The sequence below is a fragment of the Thalassotalea fonticola genome, assembly GCF_032911225.1.
Taxonomy (GTDB): domain Bacteria; phylum Pseudomonadota; class Gammaproteobacteria; order Enterobacterales; family Alteromonadaceae; genus Thalassotalea_A; species Thalassotalea_A fonticola.
Window position 1 is genome coordinate 2,590,696 of the sequence record NZ_CP136600.1, and the last position, 23,277, is coordinate 2,613,972.

At 39.5% G+C, this 23,277-nt stretch carries 10 protein-coding genes; 5 read left to right on the forward strand and 5 right to left on the reverse strand.

From position 1 onward, the window contains the following. Positions 1-230 precede the first annotated feature (230 nt). Positions 231-2,828 (reverse strand): bifunctional aconitate hydratase 2/2-methylisocitrate dehydratase, encoded by a 2,598-nt coding sequence (gene acnB, locus RI844_RS10420; RefSeq protein ID WP_348394612.1) that lies wholly within the window; start codon positions 2,826-2,828, stop codon positions 231-233. A 363-nt stretch (positions 2,829-3,191) separates the two neighbouring features. Between acnB and RI844_RS10425 the strand changes: the two genes are divergently transcribed. From RI844_RS10425 to RI844_RS10445, 5 genes are read left to right on the forward strand one after another with little or no spacing between them, the layout of a single operon-like run. After that, the gene (locus RI844_RS10425) at positions 3,192-3,890 is read left to right on the forward strand and encodes a potassium channel family protein (RefSeq protein ID WP_348394613.1); all 699 of its coding nucleotides are present in this window, start codon (positions 3,192-3,194) and stop codon (positions 3,888-3,890) included. Then, a complete protein-coding gene (locus RI844_RS10430; RefSeq protein ID WP_348394614.1) occupies positions 3,883-4,989 on the forward strand; it encodes an AI-2E family transporter in 1,107 nt (368 codons plus the stop codon). Before RI844_RS10425 ends, RI844_RS10430 begins: the two co-directional genes overlap by 8 nt. A gap of 18 nt (positions 4,990-5,007) precedes the next feature. Beyond that, entirely contained in the window at positions 5,008-6,165 is a 1,158-nt protein-coding gene (locus RI844_RS10435; RefSeq protein ID WP_348394615.1) for an HlyD family secretion protein, read from the forward strand. A gap of 3 nt (positions 6,166-6,168) precedes the next feature. Next, the gene (locus RI844_RS10440; protein WP_348394616.1) at positions 6,169-7,221 is read left to right on the forward strand and encodes a DUF2955 domain-containing protein; all 1,053 of its coding nucleotides are present in this window, start codon (positions 6,169-6,171) and stop codon (positions 7,219-7,221) included. 36 nt (positions 7,222-7,257) lie between these two features. Then, on the forward strand, positions 7,258-8,277 hold the full coding sequence (locus RI844_RS10445) for a metallophosphoesterase family protein (RefSeq protein ID WP_348394617.1): 1,020 nt from the start codon (positions 7,258-7,260) through the stop codon (positions 8,275-8,277). A 216-nt stretch (positions 8,278-8,493) separates the two neighbouring features. Here the strand turns inward: RI844_RS10445 and RI844_RS10450 are convergent, their stop codons facing one another. From RI844_RS10450 to aceE, 4 genes are all read right to left on the reverse strand, one after another. Beyond that, complete coding sequence (locus RI844_RS10450; protein ID WP_348394618.1) at positions 8,494-16,578, reverse strand: outer membrane protein assembly factor BamB family protein; 8,085 nt, start codon at positions 16,576-16,578, stop codon at positions 8,494-8,496. A 289-nt stretch (positions 16,579-16,867) separates the two neighbouring features. Beyond that, positions 16,868-18,301, reverse strand: a complete 1,434-nt coding sequence (gene lpdA / locus RI844_RS10455; protein ID WP_348394619.1) for a dihydrolipoyl dehydrogenase — start codon at positions 18,299-18,301, stop codon at positions 16,868-16,870. Between the two features lie 479 nt (positions 18,302-18,780). Next, positions 18,781-20,442, reverse strand: coding sequence for a dihydrolipoyllysine-residue acetyltransferase (aceF, locus tag RI844_RS10460; protein WP_348394620.1), 1,662 nt, complete (start codon positions 20,440-20,442; stop codon positions 18,781-18,783). A 23-nt stretch (positions 20,443-20,465) separates the two neighbouring features. Continuing rightward, on the reverse strand, positions 20,466-23,138 hold the full coding sequence (gene aceE, locus RI844_RS10465) for a pyruvate dehydrogenase (acetyl-transferring), homodimeric type (protein WP_348394621.1): 2,673 nt from the start codon (positions 23,136-23,138) through the stop codon (positions 20,466-20,468). Between the last annotated feature and the right edge of the window lie 139 nt (positions 23,139-23,277).

Below are 23,277 nucleotides of genomic sequence, written 5' to 3' on the forward strand. Positions count from 1 at the left end.
GAATTCAGGAAGTCGACAGGGGTTTCAAAGAGTCATTTCATTATTTTGTTTCAGGATCTCGGTTTGGGAAACTCTAGCGGTGCCATTTCACGCTCTTCGTTTCTCGTTCCTAAAACAATAAAGGCCGCTAATGCGGCCTTTATTCATTTATAGAAGACCCTGAGTAGATCCTGAAATAAATTCAGGACGACGCTAGTGCGTCGATTACCAGGGCATAACTAACGTTATGGTTACGCTACGCTTTGTGCGATAACAACTTCTTGAGCTTTCTTAGTGTAACTATCCATAGTATGGAAGTTCAAGTAACGGTAAGTATCAGCTGCAGTAGCATCAATCTTACTTGAGTATTCCATGTATTCAGCAACAGTTGGTAAGTGACCAACGATAGCACCAACAGCAGCTAATTCAGCTGAAGTTAAGTATACGTTTGCGCCATTACCTAAACGGTTAGGGAAGTTACGAGTAGAAGTAGAAAGTACAGTAGACTTTTCAGCTACACGTGCTTGGTTACCCATACATAAAGAACAACCAGGAGTTTCAATACGAACACCAGCTTTACCGTAAGTAAAGTAATAACCTTCTTCTGTAAGTTGGTCTCTATCCATCTTAGTTGGCGGAGCAACCCACATACGAGTGTTAAGTACGCCACCGAAGTCTTCTAGTAATTTACCAGCAGCACGGAAGTGACCAATGTTAGTCATACATGAACCGATGAATACTTCATCAACTTCTACGCCAGCAACATCAGAAAGAAGTTTTGCATCATCAGGGTCATTTGGACAACAAACGATTGGCTCTTTAATATCAGCTAAATCAATCTCAATAACGTGCGCATATTCTGCATCCGCGTCACCTTCCATTAATGATGGATTCGCTAACCACTCTTCCATACCGTTAATACGACGCTCAATAGTACGAACATCGCCGTAACCTTCACTGATCATCCACTTAAGCATAACAATGTTAGACTGTAAGTATTCAGCAACGGCATCTTCTTCAAGCTTGATTGAACAACCAGCAGCAGAACGTTCAGCTGACGCATCAGATAATTCGAATGCTTGCTCAACAGTTAAACCTTTAAGGCCTTCAATTTCTAGTACACGACCAGAGAACTCATTGATTTTACCGGCTTTCTCAACGGTTAATAAACCATTTTTGATACCGTAGTAAGGGATAGCATGTACAAGGTCACGTAAAGTGATACCTGGTTGCATTTCGCCTTTAAAACGAACCAATACTGACTCAGGCATATCAAGAGGCATAACACCAGTTGCTGCTGCAAATGCCACTAAACCAGAACCCGCAGGGAATGAAATACCTAGAGGGAAACGTGTATGTGAATCACCACCAGTACCTACAGTATCTGGTAATAACATACGGTTTAACCAAGAGTGAATTACACCATCACCTGGGCGAAGTGATACACCACCACGGTTCATGATGAAATCAGGCAATGTGTGGTGAGTATTAACATCTACTGGCTTAGGGTAAGCCGAGGTATGACAGAAAGACTGCATTGTTAAGTCTGCAGAAAAACCTAAACATGCTAAATCTTTAAGCTCATCACGAGTCATAGGACCGGTAGTATCTTGCGAGCCTACAGTGGTCATTTTAGGTTCACAGTATTGACCTGGACGGATACCGTCAACGCCACATGCTTTACCAACCATTTTTTGTGCTAACGAGTAACCTTTACCTGTATCGGCAACGTCTACTGGTTTAGCGAATAATTCAGTCTCGCTTAAACCTAACTCTTCACGAGCACGACCAGTTAAACCACGGCCAATAATTAGAGGAATACGGCCACCGGCGCGAACTTCGTCTAATAATACAGGGCTTAATTCAAACGTAGAGATAACTTCATCAGTACCGCTGCGTTTAACAACGCCTTCGTATGGGAAAATATCGATAACATCGCCCATGTTCATTGCTTGTACGTCTAGCTCAATTGGCAATGCACCAGAATCTTCCATTGTGTTGTAGAAGATAGGCGCGATTTTACCGCCTAAACATACACCGCCGCCACGTTTGTTAGGGATATAAGGAATGTCATCACCCATAAACCATAACACTGAGTTAGTCGCAGATTTACGAGAAGAACCAGTACCAACAACATCACCAACGTATGCTAGTGGGATACCGTCTTTTTGTAAGTCTTCAATTTGAGTGATTGGGCCAATAACACCTTCTTCATCAGGAGTGATACCATCACGACCAATTTTGATCATCGCTTTTGCGTGTAAAGGGATATCTGGACGAGACCATGCATCTGGTGCAGGAGATAAGTCATCGGTGTTAGTCTCACCAGTAACTTTAAATACTTTAACAGTGATCTTTTCAGCAACTTTATCGCGAGATGTGAACCATTCGCCGTTTGCCCAAGAATCCATTACTGCTTTCGCTTGTGCGTTACCCGCATCTGCTTTTTCTTTAACGTCGTAAAATGCATCAAACATTAATAATGTTTTAGAAAGACCAGCTGCAGCAGTTGCGCCTAACTTGTCACATTCTAAAAGTTCAATCATAGGTTGGATATTGTAACCACCTAACATTGTACCTAGTAATTCTGTAGCACGCTCGGCGGTCAGAATTGGTGAAGTCGCTTCACCTTTAGTAATAGCAGCTAAGAAACCAGCTTTTACATAAGCGGCATCATCAACACCTGGAGGAACGCGGTTTACAAGAAGGTCTAGTAATACTTCTTCTTCGCCTGCTGGTGGGTTTTTAACTAATTCAACTAATTGAGCAACTTGCTCAGCATCTAATGGCTTAGGTACGATACCTTCAGCGGCACGTTCTTCTACGTGTTTGCGATATTCTTGAAGCACAACGCTTTCCTCTCTATCTGGAAAATGAACCACAATTACAGTGTATTCACTATCATTATTAAAATTAATCGCGGGGATTATACGCGATCCACGTTTAAAACTGAACAAATCAACCAGAAATAGTATTTATATCTGGTATTCATGGCAGTTATACAGTGGGTTTTTCGGTTAAATTAATTGTACCTTGATAGTAACTATCTAGGATCAACTGTTTCATTATAGATACATTTCAACTTTAGTTTGAATGCTGGTGCTATTAGGGTTACAAAGAGTTTCAGATTAATTCGTTAATATATTGATATAATTGATTTTTAGTCTAAATTTAAATAAAGAAAAATAATAAATGATGTGGATACCTAGTAAATGAAGAAAATGACGCAGAATGATAATTTTATTTATCTCACCTGCTCTTTAATATTATTGCTGCTTGGCATGGCGCTAGCTCAGCAGTTTTTTGATGCTTCAGTTCAACGGCTAATGCAATCTGCAACAGTAGTAACTTTACTAGTCGCGGTGTGGGGAGTTAGGGATGAGCAATTCATATTTAGAAAAGGATTAATATTTCCGTTAGCAATCATCCTTACTTCTTTGGTTAGTTATTATCTTGATAATTTAGATTTAAATTATGCGCATTTATTTTTACTGTTAATATTTTTCATTATTACCGCTGTGAAAACAGCAAAGCAGGTTATTTTTACCGGCGAAATTGATGGCAATAAAATACTCGGGGCAATTTGTCTTTATATTTTAATGGGGCTGATTTGGGCTCTACTGTATACCTTAGTGCACCTAGCGTCATTGCAAGCATTTAACGGTATGCCCGATAGCCAACTCTGGTATGAAATTTTGCCAGACTTTGTATATTTTTCTTTTGTTACCTTAACCACACTTGGCTTTGGTGATATATCTCCCGCTATGCCCATCACCCGATTTTTGGTGTACTTTGAAGCAATAGTTGGACAATTTTATTTAGCTATTTTAGTCGCCAGTCTAGTCGGTTCTAAAATATCAAATTCAAGTCAAAAACAATTAAATAAAACCCGTGAGGCAAACCATGAATAACCATAGCAGCTCAGCTGAAAGCAAACTATTTTCTGCCAATATGATTGATGCAGCAATCAAGATAATAGCCATTATACTCATAGGTTCATGGTGTTTTGACATATTAAGACCGTTTATTATGCCAATAGCCTGGGGCGCAATTTTGGCTATTGCTTTGTTTCCATTTTATAAAAAATTAGTAAGCTGGTGCGGCAATAAAAAAGGCCTGGCTGCCGGCGTATTTGCTCTAATAGGTATCGCCATATTAGTGGTGCCAACCATTGCCTTTTCGACTTCTACCATAGATTCAATTACGCAAGTATCTGAAGGACTACAAGAAGGTACGCTTGATATTCCACCGCCGGCAGAAAAAGTAAAAGATTGGCCTTTAATCGGCGATAAAGTTTACCCAGCATGGTTAACAGCATCAGAAAATTTAGAGAAATTTGCCAGTCAGTATTCAGAGCAAATTAAAAATACATTCTCAAAAGTATTATCAGCCGCAGCAAGTGCTGGCGGGGTGATATTACAATTTATTTTATCGGTTATTATCGCCGCGATGTTTTTAGCCAATAGCGAAGCCTGTGCTAGAGGATGTCAGTCATTTTTCTCTCGTTTAATGGGAGAAAGTGGTGAGGCAGTTATCAAAAACTCAATAGCTACCATTCGCAGTGTCGCCACTGGTATATTAGGTATTGCTTTTACCCAAGCCTTGTTGTCTGGTATTGGGTTAGTTATAGCCGGTATTCCAGCGGCAGGTCTTTGGGTCTTAGTGGTATTAATGCTAGCCATTGTGCAATTACCGCCAATTTTGATTTTAGGACCTATTGCCGCTTATTATTTCTCTGTTGCTGATACCACACCAGCCGTTATATTTTTAGTATATGCCATTATTGTGAGTAGCAGTGATGCCGTGTTAAAACCACTATTCTTAGGCCGTGGTACTGATATTCCGATGTTGGTGATTTTGCTTGGTGCCATTGGCGGCATGATAGTTTCAGGCATTATTGGCTTATTTACTGGTGCGGTTATTTTAGCCTTGGGTTATCAGTTAATGATGATGTGGCTAGATCAAACAGAACAAATCGTCGTAGAAGCGCCAGCAGAAAAAACTGAATAAAGAATTATAGGGATTGTAATGACTGCCACTAATACTGACAAAAATAATACTAAAGAAAATTTAGTAAATTCAGATAGTACCAATGACGACGTTAATGAGGGTAGCAGCGATGATGCTAAGCCAGACTTTGCCCAACGGCTTACTAAAATAATACTAAGCTTAGCGCTGTTGTATTTTCTTTGGTATGTGATTGGTGACAGGCTTACTCCTATTTCAGATCAAGCTCGTGTACGAGCGTTTGTTATTCCTATGGTGCCGCAAGTATCAGGGCAAATATCGAATATCTATGTAGGCGGAGATAAAATTGTTAAAAAAGATGATATTTTATTCGAAATAGACCCTAGAGATTATCAATTTAAGCTAGAGCAGGCAAAAGCAAATTTAGAATTGGCAGGCCAAGAAGTTGGTGCCAGCACAGCCTCAGTGGGTGCAGCCAAAGCTCGGGTAGATAAAGCAGAAGCCGATTTAATTACCAAACAAATGAATGCCAGTCGTATTTTTGCTATGGAAGCAAAAGGTATTGTTTCAAGCGCTGATGCGGACAGAACTAGAGGGACAATAACTCAAGCTGAGCTTGAAGTGGTTAATGCCCAGGCAGCTTATGAAGAAGCTCGCCAGAAACTAGGAAAGAAAGGGTCTACTAATCCGAGAATAATATCTGCCTTAGCAGATCTTTCTACAGCACAACTAAATTTAGATCGGACCGTGATCAAAGCGCCAAGCGATGGCGTTATTTCCTATGCCAAAGTGAACGTGGGTTATTATGCTGCACAAGGCAGCAAAATAATGACTTTTATTTCTAATCAATTTGTCTGGATTGAAGCTGGCTTTAGAGAGAATAGTTTAGGTAACCTTAAAACAGGCGATCCGGTTGATATTGTTTTAGACTCAGCTCCCGGGCAAGTATTTGCTGGTGAAGTCATGACCATAGGCTTTGGTGTTAGTTTTGATCAAAGCAAACCTGGTGAGCTTCCTACACCTGAAAAGCCGCAAGGATGGATGCGAGATCCACAGCGCTTTACCACAATAATAAAGTTTGTCGATGAACCGAATAGACGACTGCTTAGAGAAGGTGGTCAAGCCGATGTGATTGCTTACACCGGAGACAGTTTTATTTTTAATGCGCTAGGTAAAATATGGGTAAGGATCACTAGCTTCTTAACGTATTTGTACTAGTTTATGATCACTGCTTTTAATAAACGATTACACCAGCAAACACCAGAGCGAATAAGGATCATTCGCTTTACCGTTGGTTTAACTCTGGCTATTGCAATATCGTTTGGCTTTAACTGGCCGTTGGCGTTTATTACAGCAGTATTTACGGCAAAATTTTTAGGAAATAATTCAGCAAAGCTTCCTTTTAAAGCATTATTTGGTATTTTAATCGTCAGTATTACCGCATTTTGTGCCGGTATATTAGTTACCCGTTTCTTACTGCCCTTCCCCATAGTGTTCATTTTGATCATGACCTTAATTATATTTTTAGTGTCATATTGGGGCTATTCTGGCGGCAATGATTTTGTTATCACCATGTTATTAGTCGGCTTTACATTAGTACCTATGCTGGGGTTATTTAAACAAGAAGTAGCAAGCGTTGTTACCATTGGCTTTTTATTTTCATGTTTAATGGCGCTGATAATTACCATGATCATGCATGAATTAATCCCTGATAAGCCAAACACTAAGTACCAAGATAAAGAAGAAAAACAAGGCTTAAAGCTTAAGTCTACCCGCTTTCAATTAGCGTTATTAAGCACGATTATAATTATGCCGGCGATAATATTTTTCTTCTTTTTTGGTTTAACAAGTTCGTTGTTAATTTTGGTGTTTATTGCAATATTAGCGCAAAAACCTGATCTATTAATGGGCATGCAAGGCAGTAAAGCATTGATAGTAGGTAATACTATTGGCGGGCTAGTCGCTATTGCTGTTTATAAGTTCTTACTGATTGCACCAACTTATACCGCGTTAATATTACTATTTGCTGTAGTAAATATATATTTTGCCAAACTGATTTTTTCAGATAAGCCCCTTGCGCCATTATTTGCCATGGCAATTACCACAGTGATCATTCTGATTTCATCAGGTAGTACAGGGGACGCTGGCGCCGGAGGAAAGTTTTATATTCGTATATTACAAATTGGTGCCGCATGTGGCTACATCATTTTTGCCACATACCTTACAGCTCCATTACTCACTCAAATAAAGTCTGCTTATAAAGCTAAAATATAATTCACGTTATAAATCACTTGATAGAAGGAAGCTTTAATGAAACAAATAACTTTAATTTTATCTGCAATACTGTTACTAATTTCATGCGCTAGCCAAGATACAACTTCGACTTTGGCACCTGTTGATAAAGAAGAGTTTCAGGAGCCAGTAGCCAATACAGACAAGTTTCAGCCGCCTTTAATTGATAATGATTTACTGCGATTTGCAATTATTGGCGATCTGACCGGCGGCGAACGCCCCGGCGTATTTAATGTTGGTGCTGAAGGGATTTATGCAATGAAGCCAGATTTCATTATGAGTGTTGGCGATTTAATCGAAGGCGGCACTGAAGATATTGCTCAAATGGATAAGGAGTGGTTAGCGTTCAATAAAAATTTAAATAATAGAGACATTGCATTTTATCCAACCGTAGGTAATCACGACATTTCAAACACTATTATGCGCAAATGGTACGAAGAAACGGTTGGACCTCGTTACTATCATTTCATTTATAAAGATGCATTGTTTTTAGTATTAGACAGCGAAGATTTTACCGATAAATTTTTTGATGTGTTAAAAACCAAACGTAATGATGCAATAAAAGTGTATAAGAAAGATCCTAGGGATTTCGCTTACACTGAATATGCACAAATGGATCAACGTAAATACGGTGAGATCAGTCAGGCGCAAGTTGATTACTTCAGCAAAGTAATTAACGACAATAAAGATGTGCGCTGGACTTTCTTATTTATGCACAAACCAGTTTGGCAAGATGTTAAAGAACAAAACTTTAAACAACTTGAACAGGCACTGTCTGCTAATAACTACACTGTTTTTAATGGTCACGTACATTCCTATCAATATACTAAGCGTTTAGGCCAAGATTACATTCAAATTGCGACGACAGGTGGTGAGATAAATTCCAGGTTAGGTATTAACATGGATCATATTATGTGGGTTGGCTTAAAAAGTGATACACCAAGTTACTTAAATATAAAACTTAACGGTATGCTTGATAAAACTGGCCAAACGCCAGCTGGCGGCGATAAACTTTGTTTAGAAGCTGAAGGCTGTTAGTCGTTTGCCAATTCATTCAAATTGGAGCCGGCTTTGGGCTATATTATCTTTGTCGCCCACTGCACCCACGATTTAAATAAGCCTCCAAAGTAGCTCCTGACAACGGCGATGTAAATCGTTAATAATTCCAACCATGTAAACTTTTAATACTGTTATTTTTGAACAAATAAAAAACCAGCCGAAACTGGTTTTTTAGTGTGGGCATTTATTTCGATATCAATTAGCAATAAAACTTAAATCATCGATATAAGCTTTATCATCGCCAACTGATATACTGTCATTTTTGCTATAAACAAACTTTATCTTATGGGCCCCTTCAGTAATATCAAATGAATATTGCTGCCATGTTTCGGTTACTGAGTCTACAACCAGCACATCATTCAAATATACAAACAAATTATCACAACAATTTTCAGAATCAACTTTTGCCATAAAACTAAACGTGCCGCTAACAAAGCTTTCTTCAAATTCGATAACACTCTGCAAAGAATCACTGATGGTACCCGAGGCTAATACCCAATCTCCTATGCCAACTTCGCCCTCTAAATAAGAAATCACATTCCAATTCGCATCACTGTCATCAGGGTGAATGAATGCCTCAGGGATAGCAGCTAAATCAAATGACTCAGAATAAGATGATAACGGGTTATGGTTTATCGACACAAATTCTATATTATCGATATACGCGCTATCAGTACCTCTACTGACACTGCCATCTTTTTCATATCTGAATTTGATTACATGTTGGCCAGAATCCAGCTGCAGCTCATATGTTTGTGTTTCAGCATTCACAGTTGCTAGCTGGCGAACATCATCAACATAAACCTCTAAACTGTCACAACAGCTTTCAGAGCTAACGCTTGCATCAAAAGAAAACGTCCCCTGTGCAAATAACCCTTCAATTTGTATAATGCTTTGCTCTCTATCGTCGATATCTCCAGAGCGCAAAACTCCCTCCTCTATAAACCATTGTGCATTTGAGGAGGCCGTTGTTTGCCATACTGTTGATATATCTCCAGAATCAAAGTTATCAGCAAAATAGTCTATCGCATCAGGAACCGAGTCAGCGTCATTAGGATCGGTGTTATATAATACCAGCTCACTATTATCGGCAAAACCATCATCATCGCTGTCGGTATCTAATGGGTCAGTAAAATGGTTGTTTACTTCATCACCATCAGATAATTGATCACCATCACTGTCAATCTTCAAAGGGTTTGTGCCGTAGGTAGTGATTTCGTCAAAGTCACTTAATAAATCTGCATCGGTATCACTATTGTTAGCCGCAGTTTTTTCTGTATACTCGGCTAAATTTGTTAAGCCGTCGCTGTCCAAATCCAATTGCGCATCTGAGCTATCGGCATCAGATAGACCATATTTGTTTTCCCACCAAAGTGGCATACCATCAAGATCGTCGTCAATTAGTGGTGCTACGGATATACGATCCAGGCTATTGTCTCCTTGTACTAAAGCAATAGTATCACTGTCAAAATCAGCTTTTAATACTCTTTCATAGGAATCTGTAATTAGTACTTCGTTTCTAGCATTCAATTCAATATTTTTAAACGAGCCCGCACTCATCGAATTTTCAATATAAAAGTTATTTATGTCTAAAGTACCTATTTGAACACCATTGCTATCGAGTTTACGTAATTGCCGCTGGCTGCTCCCGACATAAATATTTCCTGCACTATCAACATCAAAAAGTGATACAGCGCCGACAGCGATTGTACGTTCTAAGGTCATTGTTTCAGGAGCATAAACATTTATCTGACTGCCAATCAATGCGTAAAGTTTATTATTTTCGCCAACCGCTAAGTCCTGGTAACTGCCGCCAGAATAATGGTTATATTGTTCAGTATTTAAGTTAAAGCGTATGATCCCCCGACCATTGGTACTATCATTTAAAGAATCGATTAAGAAAATATAATCGCCAATTGTTTCGATACCATCAAAAATTCCATTCCCCCCCCAGTTAGGCAACGAGTAATGCTGCCATAAATGATACTCTGGAGTATAAATAGAAAGGTTCGAGTTACTGTAGTTATTAAATACAGCTACCTTGCCATTAGACAACACAGAAACACCGCGAGTGTCGTGTTGGAAGTCTGTTATTGGTGCTTCTTTTATCAGGTTATCATCATAGTCGTAAAATCTTAGCTTACTACCAAATGTGCCAACGTAATTAACTTCATCCTCAATAGTATTAGATAATGCTGAAAATTGAATATTATCTATTCGGCCCCCACAGCTTTCATCAATTTCGAACCTTATTGTATGTCGCCCTCTTGGGATTAACACCTCGACATTTTGCCAGCCGTAGCTTAAATATGCCGAATTTTCATATACACCATCTATATAAAGGTAATAGCGGAATGAACTGTTGCAATTAGCATTAATATCAAAAGACATTAAGTTACCATGGAAAAAGTCGCTGTATTCGATGGCAGCATCATTAGATGAAAACAAGCTGTATTCACCATGCGATGCCGATAAATTATCTACAGCCCAGCTACTCGGCATAGTTTGATCGATAACCCAATTATCAGTAAGAACACCATCTTCAAACGAAATATCCATCGAGGTAACTATGTCAGGTAACGACGTTTCATCCCAAGGATCTGTGCCTTCGATATATTCCTCAACGTTCAAGATGCCATCAGCATCGCTATCTGTCATGCCATCGGCAGGATTTAATAGATCGAATCCCTGAGTTACTTCCCAGCCATCATCCATACCATCGTCATCTGAATCTGCATTTTTCGGATTAGATAGATAAGTGAGATGCTCATCATAGTCAGAAAGCTGATCGCCATCAGTATCAGTATTGGTTGGCGTTGTGCCTAAATTAAATTCTTCTAGATTAGACAGTCCGTCACTGTCAGCATCTAACTCCGCATCTGCTGCCGAGTCTTTATCAAAACCAAACCTGTCTTCCCACCAATCATCCATTCCATCTTCATCACTGTCATTGCCATAATTAATCGCAATTAACTGACCAGTTGATTTGGCAATGTATAACGCACCTTCAAGCGATAATGAAATATGTCCAAAGGCAGGATAAGACCATACTTGCTGGTGAGTTGTAATATCGACTGCATAGGTATTGGTACCATCACCAATGAATAACACATTATTGGTTAATGCCAGATTACCCGATAGTGAATTATTGTTTAGAGGCTGCCATGTCCATAGTTGCTCACCGCTAAATTGATCATATACAGTTAAAGAACCATTCTTAATAGCGTAAACTTTGCCTAGGCCAACAGCAGGCTCTCCGGTAAATCGATTACTACTCAATCCTTCTTCATTGTGCTGCCATTTAATGTTGTCATTTGCTAAATCAAATGCCACTAAGCTGTAATCAGCTATCGCAAATGCATCGTTTTGACCGCCTAATACAGGGGTTAAACATCGCCAACTACTATCACCAAACACCGAAACTTGTTCACCTGTTTCTTTATCTGCTTTAGTAAAGCCGGTTGAAAAATAATAGAAATATTCATCATCGACAGCTGGCGTCCAATTGCCGCATTGCGCTAAATCAGTAAACCATAGCTCTTCACCATTAATCGCGTTATATTTATAACTGCCGCCATATCTTCCACCGCCAGTATATACTTCTTGCTCATAAACAGTGGGTGCTTTATATCTGGTAGACTGATTGCCATAACTTACCTTGTAGTTCAATTCACCATTATTTGTATCAAATGAATATAAGTAAGAATCACCACTGGTTCCGGTTTGCAAATACACAGAGCCATTATCAACGGTTGGTGCATTAACAAATCCAGCATCAGTAAATGCTTTATGCCATAAAACCGAACCATCGACTGCATCTAACGCATAAACAGCTTCGTCGTCATACCAAGTGTAATTAGTGGCAAATACCTGACCGTTAATCGCTGTTACCGGATTAAAGTTATCAAAGCCTGCAGGCATTGAAATTGACCATCGAACCGCTAAGTTATCAGAATTTATTGTCAGCGCTGTAAAACCATTATGTGCAGCATTGCCTTGATGTCCACTCCATGGTTGTGCAACAGGAATAGAATTGATATCTGTCGGGTCTGACTGCAAGAAAAATTCGGTTAAGTTATCAAAGCTATCATTATCAAAGTCGGTAGTAGCATCAGTTGCAAGAAGTGGATTAAAAGCAAAGTTTATTTCCCAACCGTCAGGTAACTTATCCGCATCAGTATCTCGATTAGTCGGATCAGTTAAATACGTGTGAACTTCTTCACCATCACTTAAGCCATCATTATCGGTATCCGCTTTATTGATATTTGAACCGGCTGTAAATTCGCCAATATTATCCAAGCCATCACTGTCCGCATCTAATTGTGCATCATCAACATTAGGGTTAAGTTGGTTATCAACTTCAAAATTATCTGCTAACCCATCGTTATCAGAATCACTATTGAGCGGGTTAGATAAATAGACATTCACTTCCTGCTCATCAGTTAAACCATCACTATCGGAATCCGAATTTAATGGTTGAGTGAAGTACGTATTCACTTCTTCGCCATCATTTAATCCATCATCATCAGAATCTGCATCTAATGGCTGTGTGCCGTAAGTGTTAACTTCATCACCATCATTGATACCATCATTATCGGAATCACTATTTTGCGGATCTGTTAACAAATTAAATTCTTGTAAATTTGTTAAACCATCATTGTCGGAGTCTAATGGCGCGTCAGAGCTGTCATTATCATTTAATTGATTGAGCTCTTCCCACCAGCCAGGTAATGTATCGAGATCATGATCGGCAATCACTTTTTTGGTAAAGCTTAACCCTGAACCAGTTTTTGAAATGATTATGGCATCATCGTTATGCTGTACTATTTTAAGAGGCGTGCCATTAATCGTGACACTCCCCATCAAGGTGTATTCACTACTATGCCAAAATTTTAACTGGGTGGCGTTAAGGCTATCTTCAATCGTTAAAATAACGTTACTCATCCATTGCACATCAACACCAGCAATATTTAAATCACCTACTAAGGAGAGATCATTGGCGTCATAAATACTGCCACTTCCTAAGATTATGTGGCGACGATCGTGTGATACTCGTACTGGGTGTCGTATACCAGTACTGCTGTGGTAAGGTGAATCACCTTCGGCACCAATAGTTCCGATCACCTGATTAATTTCTTCATAGTGAAGATCATTTGGTGATGTGCCATCTCGAAGGAAATAAACTTTCGAGGTATGGCTATTCCACGCATAGGTTTGCGAACGTCTATTCCAATCTTCCTGATCGGTTAACTGGCCATTGCGATCAAAAATATAATGGGTATTCCAGGCACCACTGCCATCCTGAGCTAGAACAAAGTTACCTACAGATGCCAAGCCGCCAACTGGCATAGCGGTATTAGCAAAATCTACTTCAGCGCTTAAATCAGCTAATGCTACATAGCTAATTTTGCCATTGCCATAACCTAAATAAATGCGTTGGTGCGAACTTGAAAATGCCATATGAGTCGGTGCTAAAGAATGTACCGCTGTCGACTGCCCGACAAAAATAGGGTTTCCATAGCGCTGTGAGTCACTTAGCCAGCGATAAATTTTATTATTTGCCTGACTTAGCAAATAAATATCACCACTATCATCTGCAACAATCACATCCGGAACGAAATTAGGAACGGTTGCGCCGTAGTCACAAACGCCATCAATACCATGAGAATCTAACCAACAAGCACTGTCGGTTGGAAAAGCATCAATTGTTAAATTAGAGCTACTATCTAATTGTGATTTACCTTCGTTCCATGCATCTGGGTAACCGTCATTGTCACTGTCAACGGAGGCAGCTATGTCTTGCGGGAACGCATCTTCGAGGTTAGAAACTCCATCTTCGTCACTGTCACTGCTTGGTATATACGAATACACCTTTAATTTAGCTGCTTGTTTAAGCACTATTGACGCGTTATCACCATCAGCAATAACTTCTTGTACTATACCTTCTATGCGTACTGTTTCAACAACTCTAAACTCAGAATCGCGTCGATATAGGGTTGTTGTACTACCACTAATATGTAATGTAACAAGTGAATTATCGACTTGCCAAAAAGCAAAATCGAAGCCGGTATTTATCGAGCCAAACCAACTTAAACCGTCCGCATTATATATATCGCCACTGCCCAAAAGAACAAGACTGTCATCATATGAGATACTGATCGGTCCAGTAATACTGTAAGCTCCATGATAAGGGGAGTCATCTGAGCGCACAAAACTGCCATCACTATTGATCTGAGTAGAAATAATATCATTCGGTGATATTCCGTCTCTAAAATGATAAAGCCTTGATAATGAATTATTCCACTGGGTATAGATAGAAGTATCATAATAATCTTGCGATTGAGCGATTATGTCACCGTAAGTATTAATGCTTTTATAGACACCGTAGGAATAGCCATTACATTCTCGGGCAACAAGGTACGTACCTGCGTCAATTAATGAACTTACGCAGTTATCAAGCTGCGCATGATGATTTAGGGTAAATTCATCATTCAGGTATTTTATCTCGCCGCTGGCATAGCCAACATATAAGCGTTGATGAGCTTCAGAGTACTCAATATCAGTAACGCCAGCGGTGCTTGTCACTGATTCGAATGATTGACTTTCAATATTAAAATTCAATAAAAGCGCAGAGCTGTCAGTATAAAAATAGATGTTCCCGGCGTCAGAATAGCTAATATGATTTAGCTGCTGAGCAGCTAACCAAGTTAAATAACACGCAGTACCATTGCCGTCAGATTCGGCACTACAACTAGCATCGGTTTGATAAAAATCGGCATTATCACCAACGCCATCCATATCGGTATCAGCAGACTCTGCGCCATCTAACGGAAATACATCACTTTCGTCTAACACACCGTCGTTATCATCGTCACCATCAATGTTATTGCCAAGACCGTCTAAATCTGTATCGATTGACTCAGTGCTATCTAACGGAAATGTATCATCTTCGTCTAACACACCGTCGTTATCATCGTCATCATCAACGTTATTAACTAGACCATCATTATCCGAATCTCGGACATCTTCTAGAAGAATAATTGCATCTAATAATTCCTCAGCAAGAACGATCATTTGCTGCCCAATAAGAGTATCGTCAATAAAATCACCAACTAAAACAGCTACAAAACTTTCAAAACTAATTTCGAGTTGTTCAAAGTCAACTTCCAGTTCATTTTTAACTTCGTTTGCCAGCCGCTCTTGTTCGGCTAATATTGCCCCTTTTAATTCATTCAAATTAATTTCGTTAGCATAAAACTGCTCAATTAAGTGAGCAATCCCTTTTTCAATTGAGTCGGTAAAAGGTGAAATAATAACATTAGCGATCGCATCGTTTGTAGAAGTTGTATCAACAAATGGCATACGGGAAATCGTAATCGGTGTATCTTTATAATTAACCTCGATGCGACTTTCATCGATAGCACCTTCTCCCAAATAGGCTCTTATAGGTACAGATTTCAATATAGACAATTTACTTTCTGGGTAGAATAAAACATAGCTACCATCTTTATCTGAATAGCTATGAATTTCATTTTCATCAAATACTTTATTTAAGTTTGTATCAACGTAAACTAAAGCTCCCTGAATGTAGCCGTCCATCACTTTACCGCTAATGGTTATAGCATTTTCAACAGTGATTGACAGCATTTGTGTAACTTCTTCAAAACCATCATTCAGGGTAATGCTAATATCCGGGTATAAGCCAGCGTCAGCCAGCCCTGGTTGAATCAATAGTTGCAAACTTTCACTATCAAAAGATACCCAAGAAGGCAAGTTGTTAGCATTTACTTCGACAGGATCATTGTCTTTATCTGATATTTGTACGGTATAGACTAATTCTTCTGTTTCCATTAATTCTATAGATGGCAAAGAGGTAAGCGATGGTAATCGGTTTACATTGATGACTTCAATGGAAAAAACACTTAATGACTTGTTATTCGAGCCATCACTTACCGAAATTAATATATCAGCATAGACCCCAGCATCATTATAAGTAGGTGTACCGCTGAGAATTCCCGTGGCAGAGTCGAATGTAGCCCATGACGGTAACTTCTGAATTGAAAATTGAATACCAGTTTGATTGCTGCTATTTAGTACAGGTTGAAATATATATTCGCTATTTTCCACAACTGAAGCATTTGGTACTCCAGAAATTTCCAATATATTTTCATTTGAGCTGCCTCCACTGTCTTCGTTGCCTCCGCTGCCACCACATGAGAACAACGAGAGAAAAGCCAAAACGATGAAAATATTACGAAACAACGGTGTTAAGATTTGCATAAAGTCCCTGATTTATATTTTTATTTTTCCATTTATTGGACAAATGTTACATAAAAACCAGTTAACTTTCAAAACTTTAATTCATCCAAAATTTATTTATTAATCATTTAATAGTTATTTAAACTTTTATCCTACCTTATAAGGGTTGATATAACGCGCGAATAAAACTGTTCCAGGTTTCTGATGATAATCTCAATTCACGCCAACCATTAGTTAATTAAACCCTGAATTATAGAATAAAAAAAACCACCGAGTAGGTGGTTTTTTTAAGGTTAATTAGAGCAAGTTTTTACTTTTTCTTTTTCACCGCTTTTGCATTTGGAAGGTCGGTGATTGAACCTTCAAAAATTTCTGCCGCTAAACCAATTGATTCGTTTAACGTTGGGTGAGCATGAATGGTTAAACCAATATCTTCAGCATCTGCCCCCATTTCTACAGCTAAACAAATTTCGCCAAGCATTTCGCCAGCATTTATACCTACGATAGCACCACCTAATACTCGGCCAGTGTCTTTTTCGAAGATCATCTTCGTTTTACCTTCAGTACGAGCTGAAGCGATAGCACGACCAGATGCAGCCCATGGGAAGTTAGCAACTTCAATGTTTAAGCCTTGTTCTTTTGCTTCACGTTCAGTAACACCAACCCAAGCCATTTCTGGGTCAGTATAAGCGATTGAAGGAATACAACGAGGGTCAAATACGTGTTTTTTGCCAGCAATAACTTCAGCTGCACAATGTGCTTCATGTACTGCTTTGTGAGCAAGCATTGGTTGACCAACAACATCACCGATAGCGAAGATGTGATTAACGTTAGTACGTAATTCGTTAGTTACGTTGATGAAACCGCGTTCATCAACATTAACGCCGGCTTTGTCAGCAGCAACTAAGTGGCCGTTTGGCTTACGACCAACAGCAACTAAAATTTTGTCATAACGAACTTGTTCTGCCGGTGCTTTTTTACCTTCAAAGGTAACGTATAAACCATCGTCTTTAGCTTCAACAGCAACAACTTTAGTAGACAACATGATGTTGAATTTTTTCTTGTTGTAGTTGTTGTAAACTTTAACAATGTCTTTATCAGCAGCTGGTACTAATTGATCAGCAAATTCTACCACTGATACGTTAGAACCTAATGCTGAGTATACAGTGCCCATTTCTAAACCGATGATGCCACCGCCTAGAACTAGCATTTCACCAGGTACGTCTTGTAATTCAAGCGCACCAGTTGAGTCGATAACGCGAGGGTCATCGTTAGGGATAAATGGTAAATCGATCACTGATGAGCCAGCAGCGATAATAGCATTATCAAAAGAGATATTAGTCACTTCGCCGTCATTACCTTCAACAGCAATAGTGTTGCTACCGGTAAATTTACCGTAACCTGTAACAGTTTTAACTTTACGTGCCTTAGACATGCCGCCTAAACCGCCAGTAAGTTGACCAATAACGTCTTCTTTCCAGCTACGAATTTTGTCTAAGTCAATTTTTGGTGCGCCAAACGTAACACCATGAGAGGCCATAGCAGCCGCATCATCAATTACTTTAGCAACATGAAGCAATGCTTTAGAAGGAATACAACCGACGTTTAAACAAACTCCGCCAAGCGTAGCGCGGCTTTCTACTAGTACTACGTCTAAACCAAGATCAGCTGCACGAAAAGCTGCAGAATAGCCACCAGGGCCAGCGCCTAAAACAACGACTTGGGTTTTAATATCGTTACTCATGTTTACCTCAAATACCTATAAATAGTAGGCTAACTTTATTGTAAGTTGGCCATTTTACGCCACCCCTGCAATTTAGGCATGACATGTATGAATTCAAATTTAAAAAACCGCTAAACGCGATTATTTTGTACCTTATGCATAAATTTTCAAATCGATCTAAGCATAGGTTTATTTTCCGGGGCAAGTTTACAGGTTGTGACAAAAAATCGCCAACTTTTAAGTCAAAATTAATAAACTTTTAGACTTAAGTTGTATGTTTTCATTGCCGCTTACAACTAAATACCAATTATACAAAAAATCTTAGTTGAAATATCTGTTTTAACAAGCCTTTTAATCAGTCTCCGGCGACCTTTTTATAAACATTTAAATGTTTGATTAAATTTTTAGAGGGGCCGGACACTATTAATTATTGGCTAGTTATTAACATTATTAATCAATACTCGCGTTAACAACTAACCAAACATCTATAATAATAAAACCTATAGAATTAACTGACGAATATCAGACATCACAGACGATAAATGTACAGTAAAGCGTGCGGCTAATGCGCCATCAATTACACGGTGATCGTATGACATTGATAATGGCAACATTAACTTCGGCTCAAAGTCTTTACCATTCCATTTAGGTTTCATTTCAGACTTAGATACACCTAAAATTGCTACCTCTGGTGCATTTACAATTGGTGTAAATGCTGTGCCACCAATACCGCCAAGACTAGAGATAGTAAAACAACCACCTTGCATGTCAGCAGCTTTCAGCTTACCGTCACGGGCTTTAATACTAATTTCTAATAACTCTTTTGATAGCTGATGGATGCCTTTTTGGTCAACATCACGTACTACTGGTACCACTAAACCATTTGGCGTATCTACCGCTACACCAATGTTGATGTATTTTTTCATGATCAGGCTTTCACCATCTTCACTTAAGCTTGAGTTAAATACCGGGAACTCGCGTAATGCATCAGCGGCAGCTTTTAAAATAAACACTAATGGCGTAATTTTAAAACCAAGCTTTTTCTTTTCAGCAATAACGTTTTGTTCTTTACGGAACGCTTCAACGTTAGTGATATCGGCTTCATCAAACTGAGTAACATGCGGGATAGTTACCCAGTTGCGGTGTAAGAATGGTCCAGATATTTTCTGAATACGAGTTAATGGCAATGTTTCAATTTCACCAAATTTAGAAAAATCAATTGGCTTGCTATCAATAACTTGTAATCCACCTGCGCCACCGGCAACAGAAGTATTCGCCGTAGCTTTAGGACGTGATAATTCATATTTAACGTAAGACTGAACATCTTCTTTTAAAATACGACCTTTATTACCAGTACCTTTGACCTTAGTTAAGTCGACACCAAATTCACGGCCGATACGTCGAATTGACGGCGATGCGTAAATGTGACCTTGGCTTTGCTTAGTACCAGCACTTGGATGGTGCGGCACTGGAGCAGCTTTAGGCGCTTGTGGTGCAGGAGCTGCTACAACAGTAGTTTCTTTAACTGGTGCCGGAGCTGCGGCAGGGGTGGCCTCTTGAGTTGCACCGCCGCCTGAAGTTTCAAGCATAATAACCAAGCTACCTTGGCCAACTTTATCACCAACAGCAACTTTAACTTCAACAACTTTACCGCCTTGTGGTGCAGGTACGTCCATAGTTGCTTTGTCAGTTTCTAAGGTAATTAAGCCATCTTCAGCTTCAATCTCATCGCCAACGGCAACTAATACTTCAATAATATCTACTTCACCGTCTTCACCAATGTCTGGTACGGTTACTTCAATTACAGCACTTTCAGTTGCAACTACAGCAGGAGCTGCGGCTACTGGCGCTGCTTCCGCAACGGGCGCTGGCTCTGCGGCAACAGGTGCTGCAGCTTCAGGTTCAGCAGCAGGTGCATCAGCACCGGCCGCTTCAATCATCACGACTAAATCACCTTCGTTGATTTTATCACCTACGGCAACTTTGATTTCAGTGATAGTACCGGCAAATGGTGCAGGAATATCCATAGATGCCTTGTCAGTTTCAACACTAACTAATGCATCTTCTACTTCAACTGTATCACCAACGGCAACACATAACTCAATAATTTCAACCTCATCGCCACCTACATCAGGGACTAGAACTTGTTTAATATCAGACATCTGTATTTTCCTTTCCTAGTCAATTACGCGTATAGCGGGTTAATTTTGTCAGTGTTAATACCAAAGTCTTTAATCGCTTTAGTCACTACAGTCATTTTAATTTCACCACGTTGTGCTAGCTCGTATAATGAAGCAACAACAATGTAGTTATGGTCAACTTCAAAGTGACGACGTAAATTAGCACGTGAATCACTGCGACCAAATCCGTCTGTACCTAATACACGGTAATCAGTATCGATGAAGGCACGAACTTGATCAGAGTATGCTTTAACATAATCAGTTGCAGAAATTGCAGGACCATTGTCCTTAGTAATTACTTGGCTAATATATGGTACTTTCTGCTCTGCTTCTGGATGAAGCATGTTGTAACGTACTGCTTCTTGACCTTCACGTGCTAGTTCGTTGTAACTGGTTACCGAGTAAACGTCACTTGAAATGCCAAAATCGTTAGCAAGAATTTGAGCAGCAGCGCGAACTTGTAATAAAATAGTACCTGAACCCATAAGCTGAACATTCGCTTTCGCTTTTTTGCTTGGCTTAACAGTTTCTAGCTTGTAAATACCTTTAATGATGCCATCTTCTGCATCTGCTGGCATTGCCGGGTGCTGATAGTTTTCATTCATCAAGGTTAAGTAGAAGAAGATGTTTTCATTTTCTTCATACATTCTGCGCAAGCCTTCACGTACTACAACGGCAACTTCATAACCGTAAGTTGGATCGTAAGTAACACAGTTTGGAATTAAGCCCGCTTGAACATGTGAATGACCATCTTGATGTTGTAAACCTTCACCGTTTAGCGTTGTACGTCCAGCTGTTGCACCTAATAAGAAACCACGTGCCTGACTGTCTGCTGCTGCCCAAGCTAAATCGCCAACACGTTGGAAACCAAACATTGAATAGTAAATGTAGAACGGGATAGTGGTAGCATTACACGTTGAATAAGACGTACCAGATGCAACCCATGAAGCCATTGCGCCTAGCTCGTTAATACCTTCCTGTAATACTTGACCTTTTTTATCTTCACGATAATAAGCAACTTGATCAGCATCTTGAGGTACGTATTTTTGGCCTTCGTTAGCGTAAATACCAACTTGGCGGAATAAACCTTCCATACCAAAGGTACGTGCTTCATCAGGAATAATAGGAACAATGCGCTTACCAATTTGTTTATCTTTTAATAAATTGTTAAGTACACGAACAAATTGCATTGTTGAAGAAACTTCACGCTCGCCAGAGCCTTTCAATACCGCATCAAAAATTTTCAGTTGCGGAATTTCCATTGCTGCTTCTGGTTGCTCTAGACGTGCTGGTAATGAACCACCTAATGCTTCACGACGCGCCATCATGTATTTGTATTCAGCACTGTCTTCTGGGAACTTGTAGTACGGTAAGTCAGCAATATCTTCGTCGCTTACCGGGATATTGAAGCGATCGCGATAATGTTTAATTGACTCAACGTCCATTTTCTTAACATTATGGGCAATGTTTAATGCTTCACCAGAAGCGCCCAAACCAAAACCTTTAACAGTTTTTGCAAGAATTACCGTTGGACGACCTTTCGTTTCCATCGCTTTTTTGTAAGCGGCGTACACTTTAACAGGGTCATGACCACCACGGTTTAAGCGATAAATGTCTTCATCAGACATATTAGCCACAAGCGCCGCTGTTTCAGGGTACTTGTTGAAGAAGTTTTCACGAGTGTACTTACCACCTTTGGCTTTACAGTTTTGGTATTCACCATCTACTGTTTCATTCATCAGTTGTAAAAGTTTACCTGAAGTATCACGGGCAATTAATGCATCCCAATATGAACCCCAAATAACTTTAACGACTTCCCAGCCTGCGCCGCGGAATGTGCCTTCAAGTTCTTGAATGATTTTGCCGTTACCACGAACAGGGCCATCAAGACGCTGTAAGTTACAGTTAATCACGAACGTTAAGTTGTCTAAACCTTCACGAGACGCTAAACCAATTGCACCTAATGATTCTGGCTCATCAGTTTCACCGTCACCTAAGTAACAGTAAACACGTTGGCCTGAACAATCTTTAATGCCACGATCGGTTAGGTATTTTAAGAAACGAGCAGTATAAATTGCTTGTAATGGACCTAAGCCCATAGATACCGTTGGGAACTGCCAAAAATCAGGCATTAAGTGCGGATGTGGGTATGAAGATAAACCATTACCGTCAACTTCTTGACGGAAGTTGTTCATTTGATCTTCAGTTAAACGTCCTTCTAAGAAGGCACGAGAATAAATACCTGGAGAAATATGACCTTGGGCAAAAATAAAATCGCCACTGCCTTTCTCTGAAGCACCTTTAAAGAAATGGTTAAAACCTACATCGTAAAGCATCGCCGAAGAAGCAAAAGAACCAATGTGGCCACCAAGCTCTAAATCCTTTTTAGAGGCACGTAAAACCAGTACTAAAGCGTTCCAGCGAATTGCCGCACGAATACGTGCTTCAATTGTTTGATCGGCTGGCATTTGCGGCTCTTGATTTACAGGGATACTGTTTACATAAGCAGTTTTAGCTTCAAATGGTAAATGTGTTCCACCGCGACGAGCGCGTTCAATTAAAGACTCTAATAATTGATGAGCACGTGCTGGACCTTCTTGTTCAAGAACAGCTTCCATTGAATCTAGCCATTCTTGTGTTTCTTGAGGATCAATATCGTGATTGAGTAATTCAGTCATAACGATTTTTTAACTCCGGTTCTGATAAACGATTATTGTTTATGTATTAATTTTTAATTTGCATTAAAGATAGTTCAAATTTCAAACAACCCTTAGTAATCTCTGCCGTTAATTACAATTTTAACGGCGTTTATTGCTC

What these genes read in the sequence shown, in the direction of transcription:
- RI844_RS10425 (WP_348394613.1), top strand. Translation starts at nt 3,192, where the DNA reads ATGAAGAAAATGACGCAGAATGATAATTTTATTTATCTCACCTGCTCT.
- RI844_RS10430 (WP_348394614.1), top strand. Translation starts at nt 3,883, where the DNA reads ATGAATAACCATAGCAGCTCAGCTGAAAGCAAACTATTTTCTGCCAAT.
- RI844_RS10435 (WP_348394615.1), top strand. Translation starts at nt 5,008, where the DNA reads ATGACTGCCACTAATACTGACAAAAATAATACTAAAGAAAATTTAGTA.
- RI844_RS10440 (WP_348394616.1), top strand. Translation starts at nt 6,169, where the DNA reads ATGATCACTGCTTTTAATAAACGATTACACCAGCAAACACCAGAGCGA.
- RI844_RS10445 (WP_348394617.1), top strand. Translation starts at nt 7,258, where the DNA reads ATGAAACAAATAACTTTAATTTTATCTGCAATACTGTTACTAATTTCA.
- RI844_RS10450 (WP_348394618.1), bottom strand. Translation starts at nt 16,578, where the DNA reads ATGCAAATCTTAACACCGTTGTTTCGTAATATTTTCATCGTTTTGGCT.
- lpdA (WP_348394619.1), bottom strand. Translation starts at nt 18,301, where the DNA reads ATGAGTAACGATATTAAAACCCAAGTCGTTGTTTTAGGCGCTGGCCCT.
- aceF (WP_348394620.1), bottom strand. Translation starts at nt 20,442, where the DNA reads ATGTCTGATATTAAACAAGTTCTAGTCCCTGATGTAGGTGGCGATGAG.
- aceE (WP_348394621.1), bottom strand. Translation starts at nt 23,138, where the DNA reads ATGACTGAATTACTCAATCACGATATTGATCCTCAAGAAACACAAGAA.